21 protein-coding genes are annotated in these 21,837 nt (G+C 74.1%); 6 read left to right on the top strand and 15 right to left on the bottom strand.

Features of this window, described 5'->3' with window-relative positions; all coding sequences use genetic code 11:
• Positions 1-79 precede the first annotated feature (79 nt).
• The 9 genes from era to FIC82_RS09730 all read right to left on the bottom strand — a co-directional run bounded on the left by era (position 80) and on the right by FIC82_RS09730 (position 9,037).
• The gene (era, locus tag FIC82_RS09770; RefSeq protein ID WP_168731690.1) at positions 80-1,030 is read right to left on the bottom strand and encodes a GTPase Era; all 951 of its coding nucleotides are present in this window, start codon (positions 1,028-1,030) and stop codon (positions 80-82) included.
• Entirely contained in the window at positions 1,027-2,376 is a 1,350-nt protein-coding gene (locus tag FIC82_RS09765; RefSeq protein WP_168731689.1) for a hemolysin family protein, read from the bottom strand. The genes era and FIC82_RS09765 overlap by 4 nt, the downstream gene beginning before the upstream one ends.
• On the bottom strand, positions 2,373-2,825 hold the full coding sequence (ybeY, locus tag FIC82_RS09760) for an rRNA maturation RNase YbeY (RefSeq protein WP_168731688.1): 453 nt from the start codon (positions 2,823-2,825) through the stop codon (positions 2,373-2,375). The genes FIC82_RS09765 and ybeY overlap by 4 nt, the downstream gene beginning before the upstream one ends.
• On the bottom strand, positions 2,822-3,934 hold the full coding sequence (locus tag FIC82_RS09755; protein ID WP_253691013.1) for a PhoH family protein: 1,113 nt from the start codon (positions 3,932-3,934) through the stop codon (positions 2,822-2,824). Before FIC82_RS09755 ends, ybeY begins: the two co-directional genes overlap by 4 nt.
• A 121-nt stretch (positions 3,935-4,055) precedes the next feature.
• The gene (locus FIC82_RS09750) at positions 4,056-4,418 is read right to left on the bottom strand and encodes an HIT domain-containing protein (protein WP_154798417.1); all 363 of its coding nucleotides are present in this window, start codon (positions 4,416-4,418) and stop codon (positions 4,056-4,058) included.
• Positions 4,415-5,227, bottom strand: a complete 813-nt coding sequence (locus FIC82_RS09745) for a 16S rRNA (uracil(1498)-N(3))-methyltransferase (protein ID WP_154798416.1) — start codon at positions 5,225-5,227, stop codon at positions 4,415-4,417. The genes FIC82_RS09750 and FIC82_RS09745 overlap by 4 nt, the downstream gene beginning before the upstream one ends.
• Before the next feature lie 11 nt (positions 5,228-5,238).
• Entirely contained in the window at positions 5,239-6,360 is a 1,122-nt protein-coding gene (gene dnaJ / locus FIC82_RS09740; protein WP_168731687.1) for a molecular chaperone DnaJ, read from the bottom strand.
• A 121-nt stretch (positions 6,361-6,481) separates the two neighbouring features.
• Positions 6,482-7,498, bottom strand: coding sequence for a heat-inducible transcriptional repressor HrcA (gene hrcA, locus FIC82_RS09735; RefSeq protein ID WP_168731686.1), 1,017 nt, complete (start codon positions 7,496-7,498; stop codon positions 6,482-6,484).
• A gap of 78 nt (positions 7,499-7,576) precedes the next feature.
• Positions 7,577-9,037 carry an MFS transporter gene (locus FIC82_RS09730; protein ID WP_168731685.1) on the bottom strand — a complete coding sequence of 487 codons (1,461 nt, stop codon included), beginning with the start codon at positions 9,035-9,037 and terminating at the stop codon, positions 7,577-7,579.
• A 94-nt stretch (positions 9,038-9,131) separates the two neighbouring features.
• On the opposite strand from FIC82_RS09730, the gene FIC82_RS09725 reads away from it, so the two are divergent.
• Positions 9,132-9,995: a DUF3097 domain-containing protein gene (locus FIC82_RS09725; protein ID WP_168731684.1), complete on the top strand. Its 864-nt coding sequence runs from the start codon at positions 9,132-9,134 to the stop codon at positions 9,993-9,995.
• 14 nt (positions 9,996-10,009) lie between these two features.
• Here FIC82_RS09725 and FIC82_RS09720 read toward each other — a convergent pair whose 3' ends face one another.
• Positions 10,010-10,417 (bottom strand): RidA family protein, encoded by a 408-nt coding sequence (locus FIC82_RS09720; RefSeq protein WP_154798414.1) that lies wholly within the window; start codon positions 10,415-10,417, stop codon positions 10,010-10,012.
• A 59-nt stretch (positions 10,418-10,476) separates the two neighbouring features.
• Between FIC82_RS09720 and FIC82_RS09715 the strand changes: the two genes are divergently transcribed.
• Positions 10,477-11,103: a TetR/AcrR family transcriptional regulator gene (locus FIC82_RS09715; protein ID WP_171445701.1), complete on the top strand. Its 627-nt coding sequence runs from the start codon at positions 10,477-10,479 to the stop codon at positions 11,101-11,103.
• Positions 11,104-11,144: 41 nt separating this feature from the next.
• Here FIC82_RS09715 and FIC82_RS09710 read toward each other — a convergent pair whose 3' ends face one another.
• The 5 genes from FIC82_RS09710 to lepA all read right to left on the bottom strand — a co-directional run bounded on the left by FIC82_RS09710 (position 11,145) and on the right by lepA (position 18,962).
• Positions 11,145-12,269, bottom strand: coding sequence for a DUF2189 domain-containing protein (locus tag FIC82_RS09710; RefSeq protein WP_154798413.1), 1,125 nt, complete (start codon positions 12,267-12,269; stop codon positions 11,145-11,147).
• 116 nt (positions 12,270-12,385) lie between these two features.
• Positions 12,386-13,393 (bottom strand): DUF2189 domain-containing protein, encoded by a 1,008-nt coding sequence (locus FIC82_RS09705; protein WP_154798412.1) that lies wholly within the window; start codon positions 13,391-13,393, stop codon positions 12,386-12,388.
• A gap of 210 nt (positions 13,394-13,603) precedes the next feature.
• Positions 13,604-15,712 carry an acyltransferase family protein gene (locus FIC82_RS09700; protein WP_154798411.1) on the bottom strand — a complete coding sequence of 703 codons (2,109 nt, stop codon included), beginning with the start codon at positions 15,710-15,712 and terminating at the stop codon, positions 13,604-13,606.
• Positions 15,709-17,073, bottom strand: a complete 1,365-nt coding sequence (gene hemW / locus FIC82_RS09695) for a radical SAM family heme chaperone HemW (RefSeq protein WP_168731683.1) — start codon at positions 17,071-17,073, stop codon at positions 15,709-15,711. The genes FIC82_RS09700 and hemW overlap by 4 nt, the downstream gene beginning before the upstream one ends.
• Positions 17,070-18,962, bottom strand: coding sequence for a translation elongation factor 4 (gene lepA / locus FIC82_RS09690; protein ID WP_269808406.1), 1,893 nt, complete (start codon positions 18,960-18,962; stop codon positions 17,070-17,072). Before lepA ends, hemW begins: the two co-directional genes overlap by 4 nt.
• 280 nt (positions 18,963-19,242) lie before the next feature.
• Here lepA and FIC82_RS09685 point away from each other — a divergent pair, with 280 nt between their 5' ends.
• The 4 genes from FIC82_RS09685 (at position 19,243) to rpsT (ending at position 21,788) form a co-directional block, all read left to right on the top strand.
• On the top strand, positions 19,243-19,800 hold the full coding sequence (locus tag FIC82_RS09685; RefSeq protein ID WP_154798410.1) for a type 1 glutamine amidotransferase domain-containing protein: 558 nt from the start codon (positions 19,243-19,245) through the stop codon (positions 19,798-19,800).
• An 85-nt stretch (positions 19,801-19,885) separates the two neighbouring features.
• Positions 19,886-20,590, top strand: coding sequence for a maleylpyruvate isomerase family mycothiol-dependent enzyme (locus FIC82_RS09680; protein ID WP_154798409.1), 705 nt, complete (start codon positions 19,886-19,888; stop codon positions 20,588-20,590).
• Between the two features lie 31 nt (positions 20,591-20,621).
• Positions 20,622-21,251 carry a type II toxin-antitoxin system PemK/MazF family toxin gene (locus FIC82_RS09675; RefSeq protein WP_168731682.1) on the top strand — a complete coding sequence of 210 codons (630 nt, stop codon included), beginning with the start codon at positions 20,622-20,624 and terminating at the stop codon, positions 21,249-21,251.
• 276 nt (positions 21,252-21,527) lie between these two features.
• Complete coding sequence (gene rpsT, locus FIC82_RS09670; protein ID WP_047232984.1) at positions 21,528-21,788, top strand: 30S ribosomal protein S20; 261 nt, start codon at positions 21,528-21,530, stop codon at positions 21,786-21,788.
• Positions 21,789-21,837: the final 49 nt, after the last annotated feature.

Genomic DNA, 21,837 nt, shown 5'->3' with positions numbered 1-21,837 from the left:
CGCGGCCCCGGCCTCGGTCCCTGGTGGCGCCCCGACGCGCGGACGGGGGCTCTCCCCCGCCTGTTCCGGGTGACCGGTCTCAGAACCCGAGGCGGTGCAGCTGCTTCGGGTCGCGCTGCCAGTCCTTGGCGACCTTGACGTGCAGGTCGAGGTAGACGCGGGTCCCGAGGAGCGCCTCGATGCCGTGGCGGGCGCGCGTCCCGACGTCGCGCAGCCGCGAACCGCCGCGGCCGATGACGATCGCCTTCTGCGAGTCGCGCTCGACGAAGAGGTTCACCCGCACGTCGAGCAGCGGCGGGCGTCCCGTGGCCTCGTCCCCGCTGCCCTCGCGGGGCACGATCTCCTCGACCTGGACGGCGAGGGAGTGCGGGAGCTCGTCGCGCACGCCCTCGAGCGCGGCCTCGCGCACGAGCTCGGCGACCATCACGGCCTCGGGCTCGTCCGTGAGCTCACCGCCCGGGTAGAGCTCCGGTCCCTCGGGCAGGTGGGACACGAGGACGTCGGTGAGGACGTCGACCTGGTAGCCGTCCTGCGCCGAGACCGGCACGATGTCCGCCCAGCCGCCCGCGATCTCCCCCAGCCGGTCCACGGCGAGCAGGTGCGCGGCGAGCGTGCCGCGGTCCACGAGGTCGGCCTTCGTCACGACGGCGACCACCGGCGTCCCGCGGCGCCCCCGCATGAGCTCGGCGAGCTCGTTCGCGATGAACCGGTCGCCCGGACCGATCTTCTGGTCCGCGGGCAGGCAGAACGCGATGACGTCGACCTCGGTGAGCGTCTCGCGCACGAGGTCGTTGAGTCGCTCGCCGAGCAGCGTGCGGGGCCGGTGCAGGCCCGGGGTGTCGACGAGCACGAGCTGCGCGTCGGGCCGGTGCACGATCCCGCGGATCGTGTGGCGCGTCGTCTGCGGGCGCCCGGACGTGATGGCGACCTTCTGGCCGACGAGCGCGTTGGTCAGGGTCGACTTGCCCGCGTTGGGCCGTCCGACCAGGCAGGCGAATCCGGAGCGGTGCTCGGGGGTGGTCGTGCTCACGGGGTGTCCTTCACGGTCGGGAGGGAGGATCGGGTGCCGGCCGGGGTCTCCGGCGCGTCGGGCCCGCCGGGGTCGGCGGGTGGAGCGGGTGCGGCAGGTGCCGCGGCGTGGGAGACGAGGACGGTCGCGAGCTGCTTGCGCCGGCCCTCGACCCGGTCCGCCTCGATCCTCAGGCCGTGGACGTCCGCCACGGAACCGGGCAGCGGGACCTTGCCGAGGGCCTTGGCGAGCAGCCCGCCGACGGTGTCCACGTCGTCGTCGTCCAGGTCGAGCCCGAAGAGCTCGCCGAGCTCGTCCACGCCGAGCCGTGCGGGGACGCGCAGCACGCCCTCGCCGAGGTCCTCGACCTCGGGCTCGGGCTGGTCGTGCTCGTCGGTGAGCTCGCCGACGATCTCCTCGAGCGCGTCCTCGATGGTCACGAGCCCGGCGATGCCGCCGTACTCGTCGACGACCATCGCGATGTGCGAGGACGACGCCTGCATCTCGCGCAGCAGGTCGTCGACGGGCTTGGACTCGGGAACGAAGATCGCGGGACGCGCGACGTCGCCGACCGGTCGGGCGTCCGACCCCGCGCCGCCCTGCAGGACCCGTACGACGTCCTTGAAGTAGGCGACGCCCACGAGGTCGTCCGCGGACGTGCCCGTCACGGGGATGCGGGAGAAGCCCGAGCGCAGGAACAGCGTCAGCGTCTTGCGCAGCGGGGTGTCCCGTGAGGTCGTGACCATGTCGGTCCGCGGGACCATGACCTCGCGCGTGAGCGTGCTGCCGAGCCCGAACACCGAGCGGATGAGCTCGCGCTCCTCCTCCTCGATGACCTCGGACTCGTTGACGCGGTCCACCATGTCCTGCAGCTCGCGCTCGTGCGCCCCGGAGTCGGGCGCAGGAGCGAGGCGCGTGAGCCAGCGGGTCGTGGCGACGATCCCCGTGAGGAGGCCGGAGAGCGCGAGGAGGACACGCACGGCGTGCCGGCGGCCCAGAGAGCGTGGGCTGACCCGCACGACCAGGAGGCCCACGACGACGCTCACCGCGAGCGCGACGAGCAGGACCTGCCACCACGGCTCGAGCCACGCCGCGACGAGCAGCGTGAGGCACGTGATCGCCGCGACCTCGGCGACGACGCGCACGAAGCCGACGGAGCGGGCCGTCGCGGCCGGGTCGACGAGCAGCGCGAGCGCACGGCGCCCGGACGGCATCGCCGGGGCTGCCGGGTCGTCGCCCGTCGTCGCGTCGGTGACGGCGGCGCGCGTCACGCGCAGGACGGCCGCCTCGCCGGCGCTCAGCGCGGCGGCCAGCACGACCGTCAGGACGGTCAGGACCGCCAGGAGCGCGACGGGTTCGCCGCTCACCGGCCGGCGAGGAAGGTCAGGAGCAGCTTGCGCTGCAGCGCGAACATCTCCTTCTCCTCCTCCGGTTCGACGTGGTCGTAGCCGAGCAGGTGCAGGATGCCGTGCGTCGTGAGCAGCAGCATCTCCTCCGCCGTCGAGTGACCCGCGGTGACCGCCTGCTGAGCGGCCACCTCGGGGCACAGCACGACGTCGCCGAGCTGGCCGGGACCGGACACCTCGCCGTCGCGGCCGGGCCGCAGCTCGTCCATGGGGAAGGAGAGCACGTCGGTCGGGCCGGGCTCGTCCATCCAGCGCACGTGCAGCTCGGTCATGACGTCGGTGTCGACGAAGAGGATCGACAGCTCGCTCTGCGGGTGCACGCGCATCGCGTCGAGCACGTAGCGCGCGAGAGCCGCGAACTCGGCCTCGTCGACCTCGGTCTCGGTCTCGTTGTTGACCTCGATGCTCACGCGTCGTCCCTCGTCCGTCGGTCCCTGCCCGCGGGGCGTCCGCGGCGCTCGTCGTCGCGGCGGCGACCGCCGCCCGTCCCCTGTCGCGCGCCGGTACCCGACCCGGACGCGAGGTCCCACCGCGCGTACGCGTCGATGATCTCGCTCACGAGCCGGTGGCGCACGACGTCGGACGACGTGAGCCGGCAGAACTCGACGTCGTCGACGCCCGTGAGGACGTCCTCGATCACGCGCAGCCCCGACTGGGTGCCACCGGGCAGGTCGACCTGCGTCGCGTCGCCCGTGATGACCATGCGCGACCCGAACCCGAGGCGCGTGAGGAACATCTTCATCTGCTCGGTCGTCGTGTTCTGCGCCTCGTCGAGGATGATGAACGAGTCGTTCAGGCTCCTGCCGCGCATGAAGGCCAGCGGAGCGACCTCGATCGTGCCCGCCTCGATGAGCTTGGGGATCGAGTCCGGGTCGATCATGTCGTGCAGCGCGTCGTACAGCGGGCGCAGGTACGGGTCGATCTTCTCGGTGAGCGAACCGGGCAGGAACCCGAGCCGCTCCCCCGCCTCGACGGCGGGGCGCGTGAGGATGATCCGGTTGACCTGCTTCGACTGCAGCGCCTGGACGGCCTTGGCCATCGCGAGGTACGTCTTGCCGGTACCGGCGGGCCCGATGCCGAACGTGATGGTGCTCGCGTCGATCGCCTCGACGTAGCGCTTCTGCCCGACCGTCTTCGGCCGGATCGTGCGGCCGCGGCTCGACAGGATGTTGAGCGTCAGCACCTCGGCCGGTCGCGACGCCGTCGCGGCCGTGAGCATCGCGATCGAGCGCGACACGACGTCGGCCGTGAGCTGCGTGCCGGCCTCCACGACCTCGACGAGCTCGTCGAGCAGGCGCGAGGCGAGCGCGACGTCCCCCGGAGGCCCGGAGACCGCGATCTCGTTGCCGCGCACGTGCACGTCGACCGAGGGGAAACCGGACTCGACGGCCCGGAGCACGGAGTCACGGCTGCCGAGGAGCGCCACCATCGGCACGTGGGTCGGGATGACGATGCGGTGCTCGACCCGGTGCGGCTGGGGGTCGGGTTCTCGGGGCAGGTCTCGGGAGAGAGAGGTCATGAGCCGGCTTGCGCCGCTGCGCTCCTTCGGTCGGGCGGTGGGGCCGGGGCCGCCACGGCCCCGCAGATCGCCTCCATCGTACCGAGCGCGCCCGGGCCCCACACGTCCTTTCGCGCAGGGCTCAGGCGGGCGTCCAGCCGAGCTCGGCACCCGCGATGACGTGGCCGTGCACGTGGAACACGCTCTGCCCGGCGCGCGGCCCGGAGTTGAAGATGAGCCGGAACTGCCCGTCGGCCTGCTCGCCCGCGACCTCGTCGGCGAGCGCGACGACGTCCGCGAGCAGCGCCGGGTCGGCCGCGGCGAGCTGGGCGATGTCGCCGTGGTGGTCGCGCGGCACGACGAGCACGTGCACGGGCGCCTGCGGGTTGATGTCACGGAACGCGATCGCGCGCTCGCTCGTCGCGACGACGTCGGCGGGCAGCCCGCCCGCGACGATGCGGCAGAAGAGGCAGTCCGGTTCCGTGCGCGGTGCGGTGCTCGTCATGCGCCCGAGGGTAGTCCAGGCCCGCCCGCCACGCCCCAGCGGCCGAGCCGCTCGGCGAGCAGCGCGACGGCGACTGGTCCCGCGGTCGACGTGCGCAGCACGTGCGGGCCCAGCCGGGCAGCGACGGCCCCGGCCGCGGCGAGGTCGGCGACCTCACGCTCGGAGATCCCGCCCTCGGGGCCGACGACGACCAGCACCTCGGGTGCCGCGCCACCTTCCGTGGTCACGCCGTCGGGCAGCGCGACGTCGGCGAGCGGCGACGCGGCCTCCTCGTGGAGCACGATCGCCTGGCCGCCGGCCGCGACGACGTCGGCCACCCGTGCCGCGAGGCCGCGGGAGTCGAGCGCCACCTCGACGTGCGGCAGCCGCGCGCGCCGCGCCTGCTTCGTCGCGGTGCGGACGGTCGCGAGCCAGCGCGCCCGCGACTTCGCGGCGCGCTCGCCGCGCCACACGACGACGGAGCGCTCCGCCTGCCACGGCACGACGACGTCCACGCCGATCTCCGTCGCCGCCTCGATCGCCATCTCGTCGCGGTCGCCCTTGGCGAGCGCCTGCACGAGCGTCACGACGACGGCGGGAGCGGGCTCGCGGTCGACCTCCTGGACGAGCAGGATCACGCGGCCCGCCTCGACCTGCTCGACGACGCACCGCAGGCGCAGCCCGTCCCCGTCCACGACGTCGACCCGCTCCCCCGTCCCGCGACGCTGGACGACGCCCGCGTGGCGCCCCTCCGCCCCGTCGAGGACGTAGCGGTCGCCCGGCCCGACGGCGTCGAGCCCGGTCTCGGCGAGGAACACCGGAGCACTCATGCGCGGCCCGCTCAGCGACCGGAGAGCTTGTCGCGCAGGCGCGAGAACACGCCCGGGTGCGCGGCGGACAGGCGCGGCTCGGGCCGCTCCTCGCCGCGCAGCGTCGCAAGCGAGCGCAGGAGCTGCTCCTGCTCCTCGTCGAGCTCGCGCGGCACCTGGACCTCGATGTGCACGTTGAGGTCGCCGCGACCGCTGCCGTGCAGGTGCCCCACGCCGAGGTTCTTGAGGGTGACGATCTGGCCCGGCTGCGTGCCCGGGCGCAGGTCGATCTCCTGCGCGCCGTCGAGCGTCTCGAGCTCGAGCACCGTGCCGAGCGCGGCCGCGGTCATGGGCACCTGGAGCGTGCAGTGCAGGTCGTCGCCGCGGCGCACGAACGTGTCGTGGTTGCGCTCGCGGATCTCGACGTAGAGGTCGCCCGCGGGGCCGCCGGCCGGGCCGACCTCGCCCTGCGCGGTGAGCTTGATCCGCGTGCCGGTGTCGACGCCCGCGGGGACGTTGACGGTGATGCTGCGGCGGCTGCGCACGCGGCCCTCGCCGGAGCACTCCGCGCACGGCTCGGGGATGACGGTGCCGAAACCCTGGCACGCGGCGCACGGGGCGCTCGTCATGACCTGGCCGAGGAACGAGCGCGCGACGCGTTGGACCGTGCCGCGGCCGTGGCAGACGTCGCACGTGCGCGGCGAGGTGCCCGGGCGGCAGCACGACCCGCCGCACGTCCCGCACACGACGGCCGTGTCGACCTGGAGCTCGCGCTGCGCACCGAACGTCGCCTCGGACAGGTCGATGTCGAGCCGCACGAGCGCGTCCTGCCCGCGACGGGCGCGCGGGATCGGACCCTGCTGCGCCTGCCCGCCGCCGAAGAACGTCTCGAAGATGTCCTGGAAGCCGAAGCCTCCGCCCATGGGGCCGCTGCCGCCGCCGGGCGCGCTCGGGTCGACGCCGAGGTCGTACTGCTGACGCTTCTCGGGGTTGGAGAGCACCTCGTACGCGCGCGCGACGTCCTTGAAGCGGTCCCCCGCCTCCTCGCCGGCGACGTCGGGGTGCAGCTCGCGCGCGAGCTTGCGGTACGCCTTCTTGATCTGGTCCTGGCTGGCGTCACGGGCCACGCCGAGGATCTCGTAGTAGTCGCTCACGCGTCACTCTCTGCTGGTGCGGGTGGTGAGGCCGGCGCCGGGCCGGTCGGGGAAGAGGCTGGTGGGTGCGTCGGGCGCCCGTGGAGGCGGACCGTCGCGGGCAGGGCGAGCGCGGCGCGGCTCACGTGCCGAGCGCCCGGGACAGGTAGCGCGCGACGGCACGCACCGCCGCGATCGTGCCGGGGTAGTCCATGCGGGTCGGGCCGATCGAGCCGACCAGCGCGACAGTGTCCCCGTCGTTACCGTAACCGGTCGTCACGACGGAGGTGTCGACGAGGCCCTCGAGCTGGGTCTCGTGACCGATCCGCACGCTCACGCCCGACTCCGCGGCCATCTCGGTGAGGAGGCCGAGCAGCACGACCTGCTCCTCGAGCGCCTCGAGCACCGGGCGCAGCGCGTGCTCGAACCGCATGCCCGCGCGGGCGAGGTTCGCGGTGCCCGCGAGCACGAGGCGCTCCTCGCTCTCCTCGGCGAGCGTCTGGGCGACGAGGTCGCCGACGGCCCGCACGAGCGGGGCGTCGTCGGGGTGGAAGCTCTCGGTCACGGCGGCGAGGCCCGACGCGAGGTCGGTGAGCCGCTTGCCCGCGGCCGCGGCGTTGAGCCGCGCACGCACCTCGACGAGCGTGCCCTCGTCGGGCACGCTCCCGACCTCGAGAGTGCGCTGCTCGACGCGCCCGGTGTCGGTGATGATCACGACGAGCAGGCGCGACTCCCCGACCGGGACGAGCTCGAGGTGGCGCAGCCCCGACCGGCTCAGGGACGGGTACTGCACGACCGCGACCTGACCCGTGAGCTGCGCGAGCAGGCGACCGGCGCGTGCGATGACGTCGTCGAGGTCGACCCCCTCGGACAGGAACGTCTCGATGGCGCGCTTCTCGGGCGCCGACAACGGCTTCACGCCCGAGAGGCGGTCGACGAAGAGGCGGTAGCCCTTGTCGGTCGGGATCCGCCCGGCGGACGTGTGCGGCTGCGCGATGAGCCCGGCGTCCTCGAGCGCGGCCATGTCGTTGCGGATCGTCGCGGGCGACACGCCGAGGCTGTGCCGCTCGGTGAGCACGCGCGACCCCACGGGCTCGCGCGTGAGGACGTAGTCCTCGACGATCGCCCGCAGCACCTCGAGCCGGCGCTCCTCGCTCACGTCCACCTCCCGCGTGCCGCACCGTGCCGCCCGGGCGGGCGGGCGGGCGTCGGCACTCTCGACCTCCGAGTGCCAATCCTACGCGTCCGCGCGGCCCGCCCCGCGGTCCTCCGCTCGTCGCGAACGCAGGTCCACGAGCCCGACGACGAGCGCGAGCGCGACGAGCGTTATCGTCACGAGCAGCGCGCGCCCCGTCGCGTGCGCCGCCGAGTCACCGCTCGCCAGTCCGCCGTAGTACACGGACAGCACGACCGAGATCCCGACCGCCGACCCGATGCGCTGGCCGAGCTGGAGCATGCTCCCCGCGACCCCCGCGCGGCTCACGGGGACCTCGGACAGCGTGAGGGTCTGGTTCGGCGCGATGACCGTGCCGCTGCCCGCTCCGGCGATGAGCAGCGCGCCCGCGAGCGCCGGCCCGACGGCGCCGGGGTCGTCCCCGAGCAGCCGCACCACGGCGTCGGCCGCGACCACCCCGACGAGGACGAGGAGCACGCCGCCCACGACGAGCTGGCGGCCCCAGCGCGCGACCCAACGGCCCGAGAACCACGCCGACACCCCGGACGCGACGGCGAACGGCGTGCCGACGAGCCCGGCCTGGAGCGGCGTGTAGCCGAGCTCGTCCTGGAGGTAGAGCGTCACCACGAGGAAGATCCCGGTGAACCCCGCGAAGTACGCGAGGCCGAGCAGCGCGCCGTTGCGGAACGACCCGAGCCCGACGACCTGCGGGTCGAGCACGGCCTCTCCCGTGCGCCGCTGGTACCGACGCTCCCAGAGGACGGCGGCGAGCCCCGCCGCGGCGGCCGCGACGAGCCACCACCACCGCGACGCGTCGTCGCCCTGGCCCGTCGTCGTGACGAACGGCATCATCACGCCGAGCGTCGCGGCGCCCAGCAGCCCCAGCCCGACGAGGTCCAGGCGCCGTCGCCGCCCTCCTCCGGGCGCACGGGGTGGTGGGCCCGGCACGAGCCGCCACGCGAACGGCAGCAGGACGGCCACGACCGGGATGTTCACGAGGAACACCCACCGCCACCCGGCCGCGGACCCGGCCGCCGCGATGATGAGGCCGCCGAGCAGCGGGCCGAGCGCCGTCGAGACGCCGATCGTCGCGCCGAACATGCCGAACGCCCGGCCGCGCTCGAACCCGGAGAACAGCTGCTGGATGAGCCCGACGACCTGCGGGTTGAGGATGCCCGCGCTCACGCCCTGCAGCAGGCGCGCGACGCCCAGCCACGTGTCGGTCGGCGCGAGCCCGCACGCGAGGCTCATGAGGGCGAAGCCCACCAGCCCGGCGATGAACAGGGATCGCCGGGCGCCCGCGTCGCCGAGGCGGCCTGCCGGGACGAGCGCAAGGCCGAACGCGAGCGTGTACCCGGCGACGACGAGCTGGAGCTCCGTCGGGCCCGCGTCGAGAGACGACTCGATCGACGGGAGCGCGACGTTGACGATCGAGACGTCGAGCGTCGTGATGAAGCCGACCGCGAGGCAGACGGGCAGCACGCGCCAGCGGTTCGGGTCCGGCTCCGCGCTCTGCTGGCTCACCGGTCCGTCGTACCACCCGCGCCCGGTTCCGCGCGCGTCGGGAGCCGCAGCCGATACCGCGCGCAGCCACCCTGTACTGACCTAGGGTGACGCCGTGTCCTTCGACCGCTACGGCTCCGACGTCCTCGGCGGCACGCCCGCCCCCGCCCACCACCGCGTGCGACCGGTGTCCCGACCGCAGGCGGCGGAACGGGGTCTCGTCGTCGAGGAGGTGCAGACCGGCTGGGTCGGCGCCGTCGTCCGGGTCGAGAAGTCGGGCGGCATGCACGTCGTCGTGCTCGAGGACCGTTCCGGCCGCACGCGGACCTTCCCGCTCGGGCCCGGGTTCTGGGTCGACGGCGAGCCCGTCGAGCTCACGCCGCCCGTCACCTCGCGGGCCCCCGCCGCCCCGACGCGGACCGCGTCCGGCTCGCGGGCCGTCGTCGGGCAGCGTGCCCGGGTGGCCCGCGGCAGCCGCATCTGGGTGGAGGGCAAGCACGACGCCGAGCTCGTCGAGAAGGTGTGGGGTGACGACCTGCGGGTCGAGGGCGTCGTCGTCGAGCCCCTGCACGGTGTCGACGACCTGGCGGCGGCGCTCGCGGACTTCGGCCCGACGCCGCAACGCCGCGTGGGCGTGCTCGTGGACCACCTGGTCCCCGGGAGCAAGGAGCGACGCATCGCGGACGAGGCGCTGCGCCGCTCCCCCGCGGGCACCGTGCTCGTGCTCGGTCACCCGTACGTCGACGTGTGGCAGGCCGTGAAGCCCGCGCGCGTCGGCCTCGATCGCTGGCCCGTGATCGAGCGGGGCACCGAGTGGAAGCGCGGCATCCTGCGCGAGCTCGGCTGGCCCGCGGACACCGCCGAGGACGTGGGCCGCGCGTGGCAGCGCATCCTCGGCACGGTGCGCTCCTACGCCGACCTCGAGCCCTCGCTGCTCGGCCGCGTCGAGGAGCTCATCGACTTCGTGACGGCACCCTGACCGGACCGTCCGGGTCAGGGCAGCACCGCGACCGCCTCGACCTCGACCAGCAGGTCGGGCTCGCCGAGGGCTGCGACGCCCACGAGGGTGATGGGACGGACGAGGTCGAGGTCCAGGCGTTGCGCCGCGCGCACCGCGCCCTCGACGAGCTGCGCCATCTTGGGCGGTTCCCAGTCCACGACGTAGACCGTCAGCCTGGCGACGTCGGCGAACGACCCGCCGGCGGCGACGACCGCAGCGTGCACGTTGACGTAGGCCTGCTCGGTCTGGGCGACCAGGTCGCCGTCCCCGACGGGGTTGCCCTCGGCGTCGCGCGCCACCTGCCCCGAGACGAACACGAGCCGGGAGCCCTCCGCGACCGACAGCTGGGCGTAGCCCTCGGGCTGCGGCAGGGCGGGTGGGTTGATCAGTCGGACGGACATGGCGGACCTCCTCGATTCTGTATCGCTGCTATTTTATAGCGCCGATATAGAATGGTCCAGTGGTCCGTCCTCCTCGCCCCGAAGTCCGCGGTCTGCTGATCGACCGCGCCGCCGGCATGCTGGCCCGCCGCGAGCCCGTCACCCTGCGCGGCGTCGTCGCCGGGACCGGGGTCTCGACCATGGCCGTCTACACGTACTTCGACGGCATGCCGGGCCTTCTCGGCGCCGTGCGCCAGGAAGGGTTCACCCGGCTCGCCGCACGCCTGGGCACGCTCTCCGCGACCGACGACCCGGTCGGCGACGCTGCCGCCGCCGGGGCGGCCTACGCCGCCTCGGCCCGGGAGATCCCCGAGCTGTACTCGCTGATGTTCGACGGCTCGCTGCCGCTGCCCGACTCCGGGGCGGCGGACGCCACGCTCGGTCACCTCGTCGGGGCCGTGCGTCGTGCGGTGGCCTCCGGTCGCTTCGACGACGACGTCGACGTCCTCGGGTTCGCGCACGAGCTGTGGATGCTGGGCCACGGTGCGTGCATGCTGCTCGTCACCCGGGTGCTCTCGTTCGAGCAGGTCGAGCCCGTCGTGACGTCGGGGCTCGTGCACCTCTACCGGGCTGCGGGGGACGATGCCCGCAGCGCCGCCCGGTCCGTGGAGCGGGGCTGGGCGAGGGGGCTCGGCACGGATCTCTGAGAGGCGTCGCGCCGGGGCGTAGCCGGCACGACGCCTCCGGGTCAGACGGCCGGGACGCCCCCGGTGAGGCGGCGGTACGCGAAGCCCACCGCGACGTAGCTCAGCGGGATCGTGACGAAGAGCCCGAGGCCGCACGGGATCGCGCCGAGGATGTTGATGCCGACGAGGGCGAGCAGGAGCAGGAACACCTGCCCGAAGTTCTTGGCCACGAGGGAGAAGCTCGTCCGGATCGCCGTGATCGCGTCGACGCCCTGGTCGAGCGCGACGTAGTAGACGAACGCGGAGAAGAGCAGCACCGCGAGGCCGGGCAGGATGCACAGCACGAGGCCGACGCCCGTGAGGATGCCGACGATCAGCGCCGCGAGCAGCACGTTGACGACGTTGCCGATCCGGAAGAACGCCGCGACGTCGGGCCGGCGCCCGTCCACCTCGTGGAGCGCACCGCGCGTGAAGAACGCGGTGATGAGGTAGCCGATGACCGTGCCGACGATCCCGAGCAGGATGCTCGTGAACGTGATGCCGCTGACGGCGGCGAAGTTCGTGTCCGTGAAGTCGTACTGGTCCTGGAACTGGTCGAACCCGCCCGTGATCCAGCTCCACGCGACGTTCACCGCGATGAAGATGAGCGCGACGAGGATCCACGGCCCGAGGTTCGAGGTGACCTTGCGCCAGCCGTAGGAGATCGCCTCACCCACCGCGAACGCGGGACCGGTGTACCCGGGCTGGGCGCCGTAGCCACCGGCCGCGACCGGGTACGAGCCGGGCGGCGGAGGGTAGGAGCCGGACGGGGGCGGGTACGCGCCCGACGGCGGCGCCGTCGGGCCCGGTGCCGTGGGGTCGCCCGGCGCACCCGCGGGAGCGCCGTACGCACCGGGCGCGCCGTACGCGGGCGGGCCCGACGGCGGAGCGGCAGGCTCTTGCGGTGCGCCCCACGCAGGCGGGCCCGACGGCGGAGCGGCCGGGTCCTGCGGCGCCGCGCCGCCCGGGCCGTACGGCGAGGCCGGCGGGACGTCCGCGTCAGGGGTCGACGCCGGCGGACCGGCGGGCTGGTCGGGGACCGGGCCGGTCGGCGGTTCCGTGGGCTGCTGCGGGGTCCCGGAACCGTCCCCCGGCGTCGGCTCGTCCTCGCGGGGCGGCTGACCGCCCGGGTTCGTGGGGTCCGTCATCGTGCACCTCGTTCCTCGTCGTCACGTGCTGCGGGCAGCACGCGTCCTCGACGTGCTCGGTCCTATCCTGGCTGTTCAGGGGCCTGCCCGCGCGGGGAGGCGCACCGTCCCCGGGCTCAGACGGGCTGTTCGTCGTTGAGGCGGCGGTACACGTACGCCGTCGCGATCTGCGCGACGGGCAGCGCCACGAGGAGGCCCACGTAGCACAGGAGCGTCCCGACGAGCTGCGCGAGGTAGACGCCGAGGAACAGCAGCACGACGGTGCCGAGGTTCCTGCTGACGACCGTGAAGCTCGCCTTGAAGGCGTCGAACACCCCGAGCTTCTTGTCGATGACGTAGAACAGCGTGAACTGGGCGAAGAACACGAAGACGATCGGCCCCACGAACGTGATCGCGAGCACGCCGGTCGCGAGGCCGACGAGCAGCGCCACGAGGATCACGTTCCCGAGGTTCGGGTACCGGAAGAAGTCCGCGTACTCGAGCTTCTTGCCCCGCGTGACGAGGAGCGACACGTTGACGACGGCAGCCTGGACGAGGAAGCCGAGCACCACGACGATCGCGATGAAGGCGAACAGCCCGAACCCGAACGCGAAGCCGCCCGCCGTGCTGACGGCGCCCGTCTCCGGGTCCACGGTCGTCGTCGCCGTCCCGACGAGGATCGCCCAGAAGGCGATCGACAGCCCCGCGAAGACGGCCACGTACGTGAGGACGCCGCCGATGATGACTCCGGCGTTCTGCGTGAACCTGTTCCAGCCGTAGGAGAACGCGTCCTGGACCTGGATCGGCTGGCCGGGGTAGCCCGGCTGCCCGTACGGCGCGGCGGGCGGCGGGTAGCCGCCCGGCTGGCCCGCGGAGGGCGGCTGCCCCGGCGGCGGTCCGCCGTACGGCGGCTGCCCGGGCGGCTGCTGGCCGTAGGGAGGCTGCGCGGGAGGCGGCCCCGCCGGGGGCGGGTACGCACCGGCGGGCGGTGCGCCGTACGGTGACGGCTGCGGAGACGCCGGCGGCTGGGGAGACGGCGGCGTCTGCGGGGACGCGGGTGGGGTCGGGGGAACCGGTGCGGCGCCCTCGGATGGCTGCGGCTCGTTCTCGTCGCGCGGCGGGCCGCCGGCGGTGCTCTCGCTCATGGGTCTCCTCGGTCGGTCGTCCTCGGACCGTGGTGCGCGTGCTCGCCGCAGGACGCGGATGTGGACGTCCTGTGTCGGTCGCACATTTCGCGGTCGGGTACACCCTGTCGGGATTCCGCCGGGCGCGCTAGAGGAAACGCCGGGATCGGCCGGTGTCGCGCGAGAAGTCACCCGCTCGCGAGCGTCGGAGAAGCGCGGGAGGGCTGGCCCTCAGACCGTGGTCGAGCCCAGCGCCGCCGCGCGGGCGAGCCCGTCGACGACGACGGCCGCGTAGGCCGACGTCCCTCCCGCCGTGGGGTGCACGCCGTCGGGGCCGAGCACCGACGGGTCCGCGGCGACCGCGGCGGACCAGTCCGCGACGACGACGCCAGGATGACGACCGGCCGCGGCGACGATCTCGGCGTTCGTGCCGGGGACCCACGGACGGTCCGCGTACCCGGTGACGAGCACGACGCGGTGGCCGGGACCGACGGCGGCGAGCAGCTCGTCGAGCGCGGCCGCACCGGCGGTGCTGTTGGTGCCGAGCGACAGCACCACGTACGGGCGCAGCGCGCCTGCGTCACGGGCCGCGGCGAGCGCGGCCGGCCCGTCCTTGACCTGGCGCGAGACGGCGCCGTCGACGTACGCGCCGGGGAGCGCCGTCGTGAGCGCGGGCGCGCTCGCCAGCGTCACGGAGTCCCCGACGACGGTCACCTGGTCGCCGGTCGGCGCGACGACGGGCGGCACGTCGGGTTCCGGGGGCGGGCTCTGCTCGGGCGGGGCCGGCGGCGCGGTGCCGTCCGCGGGACCGCTTTCCCCGGGTGCGGGTCCCGGCACGACCGGCGCCGCGTCGTCGGGCACGACCTGCGTGGCCCGCGCGGCCCGCTCCCCTGCGGCGATCTGCTGCTCGACGCTCGTCGTCGACGGCGCGTTGACCACCCCCGCGACGGAGAGCCCGACGACCAGCGCGCACGACGCCGCGAGCGCCCAGCCCCGGCGCGTGAGGACGCGCGGCCCGCCCTCGCCGGGCGTCGGCTGGAGGCGCCGGGCGAGGTCGCGCGCCGCGCCGCGCAGCCCGCGCCGCAGGACGGGTCGCTCGACGTACCGGAAGGACAGAGCCCCCGCGGCGACCGTGACGACGAGCGTCACGACGACGACCACGGGGTGCACGGTGCCCGGCGGGACGGGACCGACCACCGACGCGAGCGAGGCAGCCGTGAGCACGAGCACCGGCCAGTGCCACAGGTAGAGCCCGTACGACCGGCGTCCCACCCAGCCGAGCACGCCACGGTCGAGCTGCGTGCCGATCCCCGGCAGGCACACGACGGCGTTGAGCACCCCCGTCGCCGCGACGGCGCACACGAGCAGCCCGCCGCGGTAGGCGAGCGCGTCGTCCCAGCGCATCGTCGCGACCGCGACGACGAGCACGACGGCACCCACCACCCCGGCGACGAGGACCGCGAGGCGGCCGCGTGCCGTCCGGACCCGTGGACCGCCCGGCAGGAGCGCGTGCGCGTCGCCGCTCACCGGGGCGTCGACGGCTGGCCGCGGGACCGGGCGCACGTGCCAGAACGCGAGCGCGGCCCCGGCCATGAGCGCGAAGAGGTGGGTGTCCGTGCCGACGTAGACGCGGGTCGGGTCGGTGCCGGGCGCGTACAGGAGCGCCATGAGCGTCGCGGACGCCAGCCCCAGCCCGGTGACGATCCACGGCGCCCGGCGGCGCAGCGGCCGCACGACGCACAGGAGCACGACGACGAGCGGCCACAGCAGGTAGAACTGCTCCTCCACCGCGAGCGACCACAGGTTCCCGAAGAGGTGCGGGAGCAGCGCGCCGGAGTAGGTCGCGCCGCTCGCGACGTCGACCCAGTTGCTCGTGAACGTCGCGGCGCCGAAGAGCTGCGGCCCGATGCCGACGAGCACGTCGCCGCCCACGACCGCGGCGACCGCGGTGCACACGGTGACGACCAGCACGAGCGCCGGGAGCAGGCGACGGGCCCGGCGAGCCCAGAAGGAGCGCAGGCCCACGTGGTGCCGGTCGCGGTGCTCGCGCACGAGGAGGGTGGTGATGAGGAAGCCCGAGAGGACGAAGAACACGTCGACCCCGACGTACCCGCCGGGGAACGTCGCCGGGGCGAGGTGGAACGCGACCACGACCACGACGGCGAGCGCCCGCAGCCCGTCCAGACCCGGCATGCGGCGGTAGCGCACGGTCGGTCGGCCCGGCCGCCGGCCCGCCTCGGGCGCGCGCACGTGCCCGACGACGCGAGGCTCCTCCGACGTCGGGCGATCGGCCCGCGCAGGGGTCGTCCCGGGTCGAGGTGCCTCGTGGGTCGTCGTCACTCGTCCGTGATCTCCCGTACCACCGTGTCCGCCAGCAACCGCCCCCGCAGGGTGAGCACCGCGCGTCCGGCGATCGCCGCGCGGCCGTCGAGCAGCCCGTTCGCGACGAGCCCGGCGACGGCACGGCGTCCCGCCGGGGACAGGACCGCGAGGTCGAGACCCTCGTGCAGCCGCACGCCGAGCATGGCCTGCTCGAGCCGTCCCTCGTCCCGCGAGAGGAGCTCACGCCCTGCCGCGGGGCTCGTGCCCGCCTCGAGCAGCGCCGCGTACCGGCGCGGGTGCTTCACGTTCCACCATCGCACGCCGACCCGCGGGTCCTGCCCCGGCGCGCCCGTGTCGTCGATCACGGTCGTCGGGTCCGTCCTCGGGTCCGTCGTCGCGTGCGCGGCGGGGACCGGCGGCGCGGCCACGTACGAGTGCGCCCCGGGCCCGATCCCCCACCAGTCGTCGCCCCGCCAGTACGCGAGGTTGTGGCGGCAGCGGTCGTCGTTCGTTCGCGCCCAGTTGCTCACCTCGTACCAGGTGAGCCCTGCGGCGGTGAGGAGCTCGTCGGCGAGCTCGTACTTCGTCGCCTGGTCGTCCTCGCTCGGCAGCGCGACCTCTCGGCGGCGCACCTGGGCGGCCATCTTGGTGCCCGGCTCGACCACCAGCGCGTAGGCCGACACGTGGTCGGCGCCGGTCGCGAGCACGGCCTCCAGGCTCGCCCGCCAGTCGTCGAGGCTCTCCCCCGGCGTGCCGTAGATGAGGTCGAGCGAGACCTTCAGCCCGGCGTCACCGGCCCACCGCACGACGTCGGGGATGCGCCGCGGGTCGTGCGTGCGCTCGAGCGTCGCGAGCACGTGGGGCACGGCCGACTGCATGCCGAACGAGACACGCGTGAACCCGGCGTCGGCGAGCTGCGCGAGCGACTCCGGCGTCACCGAGTCGGGGTTCGCCTCGGTCGTCACCTCGGCACCCGGCGCGAGGCCCCACGCGTCGCGCACGCCGTGGAGCAGGCGTGCGAGGTCACCCGCAGGGAGCAGCGTGGGCGTGCCGCCGCCGACGAAGACGGTCGACACCGGCCGCTCGGGCAGACCGGCGTCGCGCAGGACGCGCGCCGCGAGGTCGATCTCGCGCAGCGCCGTCGTCGCGTACGACGCCTGGCTCGCGCCCCCGCCGAGCTCCGACGCCGTGTACGTGTTGAAGTCGCAGTACCCGCACCGCACCGAGCAGAACGGGACGTGCAGGTAGACGCCGAACCCGCGCGGGGTCGTCGGGCCCGACGCTCCCCCGCCGTCCGCGGCCGCCCCGCCCGCCGCGACCCACGCGGGGAGCGAGCCGTCGGGCGGGACCGGCTCGCCGTCGGGCAGGGCCGGGCTCACTTCTTGGACTTGTCCTTGGCGTCCTTGCCGCCCGCGGCGTCGGAGGAGAGCGCGGCGATGAAGGCGTCCTTCGGGACCTCGACGGACCCGATGTTCTTCATGCGCTTCTTGCCCTCCTTCTGCTTCTCGAGCAGCTTGCGCTTGCGGCTGATGTCGCCGCCGTAGCACTTGGCGAGGACGTCCTTGCGCATGGCGCGCACCGTCTCGCGCGCGATGACGCGCGCGCCGACAGCGGCCTGGATCGGCACCTCGAACTGCTGGCGCGGGATGATCTCCTTGAGCTTGGCGGTCATCATCACGCCGTAGTCGTACGCCTTGTCCTTGTGCACGATCGCGCTGAACGCGTCCACCTGCTCGCCCTGGAGCAGGATGTCGACCTTGACGAGGTCGGCGACCTGGTCGCCCGAGGGCTCGTAGTCGAGCGACGCGTACCCACGCGTGCGGGACTTGAGCTGGTCGAAGAAGTCGAACACGATCTCGGCGAGCGGCAGCGTGAAGCGCAGCTCCACGCGGTCCTCGGACAGGTAGTCCATGCCGAGCATCTGCCCGCGACGGTCGTTGCACAGTCCCATGACGGTGCCCACGAACTCGCTCGGCGCGAGGATGGTCGCGCGCACGACGGGCTCGCTGACCTGCTTGATCTTGCCGCCCGGGAACTCCGACGGGTTGGTCACCTTGACGAGCGTGCCGTCCTCGAGCGTCACGTCGTAGACGACGTTGGGCGCGGTCGAGATGAGGTCGAGGTCGAACTCGCGCTCGAGGCGCTCGCGCACGATCTCGAGGTGCAGCAGCCCGAGGAACCCGACGCGGAAACCGAAGCCGAGCGCGACCGACGTCTCCGGCTCGTAGTTGAGGGCGGCGTCGTTGAGCTTGAGCTTGTCGAGAGCGTCGCGCAGCACCGGGTAGTCGGTGCCGTCGATCGGGTACAGGCCCGAGAACACCATGGGCTTGGGGTCCGAGTAGCCGCCGAGCGCCTCCGCCGCGGGCTTCGCGGAGTTCGTCACCGTGTCGCCGACCTTGGACTGGCGCACGTCCTTCACGCCCGTGATGAGGTAGCCGACCTCGCCGACGCCGAGGCCCTTCGTGACGATCGGCTCGGGCGAGATGACGCCGATCTCGAGCAGCTCGTGCGTCGCGCGCGTCGACATCATGACGATGCGCTCGCGCGGGTTGAGGTTGCCGTCGATGACGCGCACGTACGTCACGACGCCGCGGTAGGTGTCGTAGACCGAGTCGAAGATCATCGCGCGCGCCGGGGCGTCCGCGTCGCCGACCGGGGCGGGGACGCGCTCGACGATGCGGTCGAGCAGCACCTCGACGCCCGCGCCCGTCTTGCCCGACACCTTGAGCACGTCGTCCGGGTCGCCGCCGACGAGGTTCGCGAGCTCCTCCGCGTACTTCTCCGGCTGCGCGGCCGGGAGGTCGATCTTGTTGAGCACCGGGATGATCTCGAGCTCGTTCTCCATCGCGAGGTAGAGGTTCGCGAGGGTCTGCGCCTCGATCCCCTGCGCGGCGTCGACGAGCAGCACCGCGCCCTCGCACGCGGCGAGCGAGCGCGAGACCTCGTACGTGAAGTCGACGTGCCCCGGGGTGTCGATCATGTTCAGCGCGTGCGGGGTCTCGACCCCGTCCTCGACGACCGCCCACGGCATGCGGACGGCCTGCGACTTGATCGTGATGCCGCGCTCGCGCTCGATGTCCATGCGGTCGAGGTACTGGGCGCGCATGGCGCGCGGCTCGACGACACCGGTGAGCTGCAGCATGCGGTCGGCCAGGGTCGACTTGCCGTGGTCGATGTGCGCGATGATGCAGAAGTTCCGGATCAGCTCGGGCGGCGTGGCCGCGGGCTGGATGCGGGTGCTCAGCTGGGCGCTGGGGATCGGGGACAACGCGGGTGCGCTCCTGGGAGTGGCGTGCGGGTCGGGCCGCGCGCTCGGGGGCGGCGCGCCGACGGTCGCTCTCGGGCGGGCGGGAACGACCATTGTCCCACGTCCTGCGTCGGGCCCGTCCGCGCACCACCGCGTCCTGCGTCGGCCCGTCCGCCCGCCGCTCGACCCGCTCCCTGCCGTGCGCGGACGCGCTCGCCCGCCGTCCTGCGGGACCGCGACGCCCGGCATAGCGTGAGAGACCGGCCGACACGTCGTCGGCCGGTCGACGAGAGGAGCCCCGATGCCCGCCACCGACCTGGCCGGACGCCGCGTGCTGGCGATCGTGACGAACTACGGCGTCGAGCAGGACGAGCTCGTCGTGCCGCTCGCGCACCTGCGCGCCGAGGGGGTCGAGGTCGACGTCGCGGCCGTCTCCGCCGACGACGTGCAGACGCTCGTGGACGACAAGGACCCCGGCCGCACCGTGACCCCGACGCTCACGCACGCCGACGCCGACCCCGCCGAGTACGACCTGCTGCTCGTGCCCGGGGGCACGATCAACGCCGACGCGCTGCGCCTGCAGGACGACGCCGTGAGCCTCGTGCGGGCCTTCACGACGGCGGGCAAGCCCGTCGCGGCGATCTGCCACGGCCCGTGGGCGCTCGTCGAGGCCGCGGCGGTGGAGGGCAAGACGCTCACGAGCTACCCGTCGCTCGAGACCGACGTGCTCAACGCCGGCGGGGCGTGGGTCGACCGGTCGGTCGTGCGCGACGACGACGGCTACACGCTCGTCACGTCGCGCAACCCCGGCGACCTCGACGACTTCCTGCGCGAGGTGGACGCCGTCCTCGCCGGCTGAGCAGCGGGCCGCCGGGCGAGGCAGCGCGCCCGACCCGTGCGCCGGGGACTGCCGCGCGGGCACCTGACGCGGGCATACTCCCGCCATGGACGACGCCCTCGACCACCTCGCGCTCCTGTCGCGGTTCCAGGACACGTTCCTCGCCGGCCTCGCCGGCGCCGACCCCGGGGCTCCCGTGCCGGCGTGCGGCGGCTGGCGCGTGCGCGACCTCGCGCAGCACCTCGGGTACGTGCACCACTGGGCGGCCGCGCAGGCGCGCCGCGAGGAGGACTCCCCCGTCGACCCCGCGCCGTCGGACCTGCCTGCCTTCTACGCGCAGCACGCGGCGGAGCTGCGGGCGACGCTCGGCGGGCTCGACCCGGACTCCCGCGCGTGGACGCTGATCGAGCCCGACGACCCGGCCTCGACCGTGCGCTTCTGGCACCGGCGCCAGGTCCACGAGACGCTCGTGCACCTGCACGACCTGCGCGCCGCCACGGGATCCACGGTGGACGACGTCGCGCCCGAGGTCTGGGCCGACACCGTGGACGAGCTCGTCACGGTCGTGGCACCCCGCCAGGTCCGCCTCGGGCGCGCGGAGCCGATCTCCCTGCCCGTCGCGCTCCGGGCGACGGACGCCGGACGGTCGTGGGTGCTCGGCGACGGAAGCCCTGCCGCGACGGCCTCCGCGCCCGCGCGCGAGCTCGCGCTCCTGCTGTGGGGGCGGCTCGAACCCGCCGAGGCGGGCGTGGTGGTCGACGGTGACGCCGGTGCGCTGTCCGCCGCGCTCGGCGGGCGCATCACGCCCTGACCACGACGACGACGCCCGGTAGGGTGCGCGCGTGGCACGCAACCGATGGCTGGGACTTCTCACCGACGCGGCACGCGCCGTCGTCTCCGGGCTCACGCGCTCGTCGCACTCGCGGGGCGGCTCGCGCTCGGGCACCGGGGCGACCCGCGCTCCGGGGAGGGAACGGACGACGTCGGGCCGGACCCCGTCCCCGCGCCCGGGGCCCCGCCCCACGCCCCCGGCCCGGCCCGGAGCTCCTGCTCGGCAGGCGGCAGGCGGCGGCTACCCCGGCGACTACGAGGGCCGCGTGCGCGCCCGGTACGCTCCGCGGCTGGACGGCGACCCGGACCCCGGCGAGATCGTCTGGACCTGGGTGCCGTTCGAGGAGGACTTCTCGCAGGGCAAGGACCGCCCCGTGCTGCTCGTCGGGTCGGACGGGGCGTGGCTCCTCGGCGTGATGCTGACGAGCAAGGACCACTCGCGCGACGCGCGCGACGAGGCGCGCTGGGGACGCTACTGGCTCGACATCGGGTCCGGCCCGTGGGACGCGAGGGGCCGCGACAGCGAGGTCCGGCTCGACCGCGTGATCCGCGTCGACCCGGGTGCCGTCCGGCGCGAGGGTGCCGTCGTGGGCCGCGACGTCTTCGACCGCGTGGTGGCGGGCGTCTCGCAGCACCGCTGAGAGCGCGGAGCGGTGCACCAGGGTCCCGTCGCGGAGGGTCTGACGCGCGGTATGCGGCGGGTTCCGTCGGGGCCGCGGTCGGCGGATCCTGCGGCGAGTCCGACGGATTGGAGTTCGGACCACGACCGCTGGTAGTCTTGGTGGTCGCGTGTCCGCCCAGGTCGGCGGGCACAGCCCCAGCACCTCTCCACGGGTTCCCCACCCCAGTCCCGGAGCTGGAGCCGCCCTCTACGACCTATCCGCTCGCTCCGGCGAACAGAACCAGAGAGTCCACACGTGGCAAACATCAAGTCCCAGATCAAGCGCATCCGTACGAACGAGAAGGCTCGCCTGCGCAACAAGGCGGTCAAGTCCGAGCTCAAGACGTACGTGCGCCGCGTGCGCGAGGCCGTCGCCGCGGGCGACAAGGACGCGGCGAGCACCGCGCTCCAGGCCGCGTCGCGCAAGCTCGACAAGGCCGTCTCGAAGGGCGTCATCCACGCGAACCAGGCCGCGAACCGCAAGTCGGCCATCGCGAAGGCCGTCAACGCTCTCTGAGCGCACGGTTCGCCCGCGTCGGCGTGACACGCTGAGCGTCACGACGGCC

The sequence above is a fragment of the Cellulosimicrobium protaetiae genome, from assembly GCF_009708005.2.
Lineage (GTDB): Bacteria > Actinomycetota > Actinomycetes > Actinomycetales > Cellulomonadaceae > Cellulosimicrobium > Cellulosimicrobium protaetiae.
This window is presented reverse-complemented; position numbering and strand designations above follow the sequence as displayed.

Bases quoted from the DNA above. Each gene is read 5' to 3' on its own strand.
- FIC82_RS09685 (WP_154798410.1), top strand. From the start codon at position 19,243: ATGCCCGCCACCGACCTGGCCGGACGCCGCGTGCTGGCGATCGTGACG.
- FIC82_RS09750 (WP_154798417.1), bottom strand. From the start codon at position 4,418: ATGACGAGCACCGCACCGCGCACGGAACCGGACTGCCTCTTCTGCCGC.
- FIC82_RS09710 (WP_154798413.1), bottom strand. From the start codon at position 12,269: ATGACGGACCCCACGAACCCGGGCGGTCAGCCGCCCCGCGAGGACGAG.
- FIC82_RS09680 (WP_154798409.1), top strand. From the start codon at position 19,886: ATGGACGACGCCCTCGACCACCTCGCGCTCCTGTCGCGGTTCCAGGAC.
- FIC82_RS09720 (WP_154798414.1), bottom strand. From the start codon at position 10,417: ATGTCCGTCCGACTGATCAACCCACCCGCCCTGCCGCAGCCCGAGGGC.
- FIC82_RS09705 (WP_154798412.1), bottom strand. From the start codon at position 13,393: ATGAGCGAGAGCACCGCCGGCGGCCCGCCGCGCGACGAGAACGAGCCG.
- FIC82_RS09755 (WP_253691013.1), bottom strand. From the start codon at position 3,934: ATGACCTCTCTCTCCCGAGACCTGCCCCGAGAACCCGACCCCCAGCCG.
- FIC82_RS09745 (WP_154798416.1), bottom strand. From the start codon at position 5,227: ATGAGTGCTCCGGTGTTCCTCGCCGAGACCGGGCTCGACGCCGTCGGG.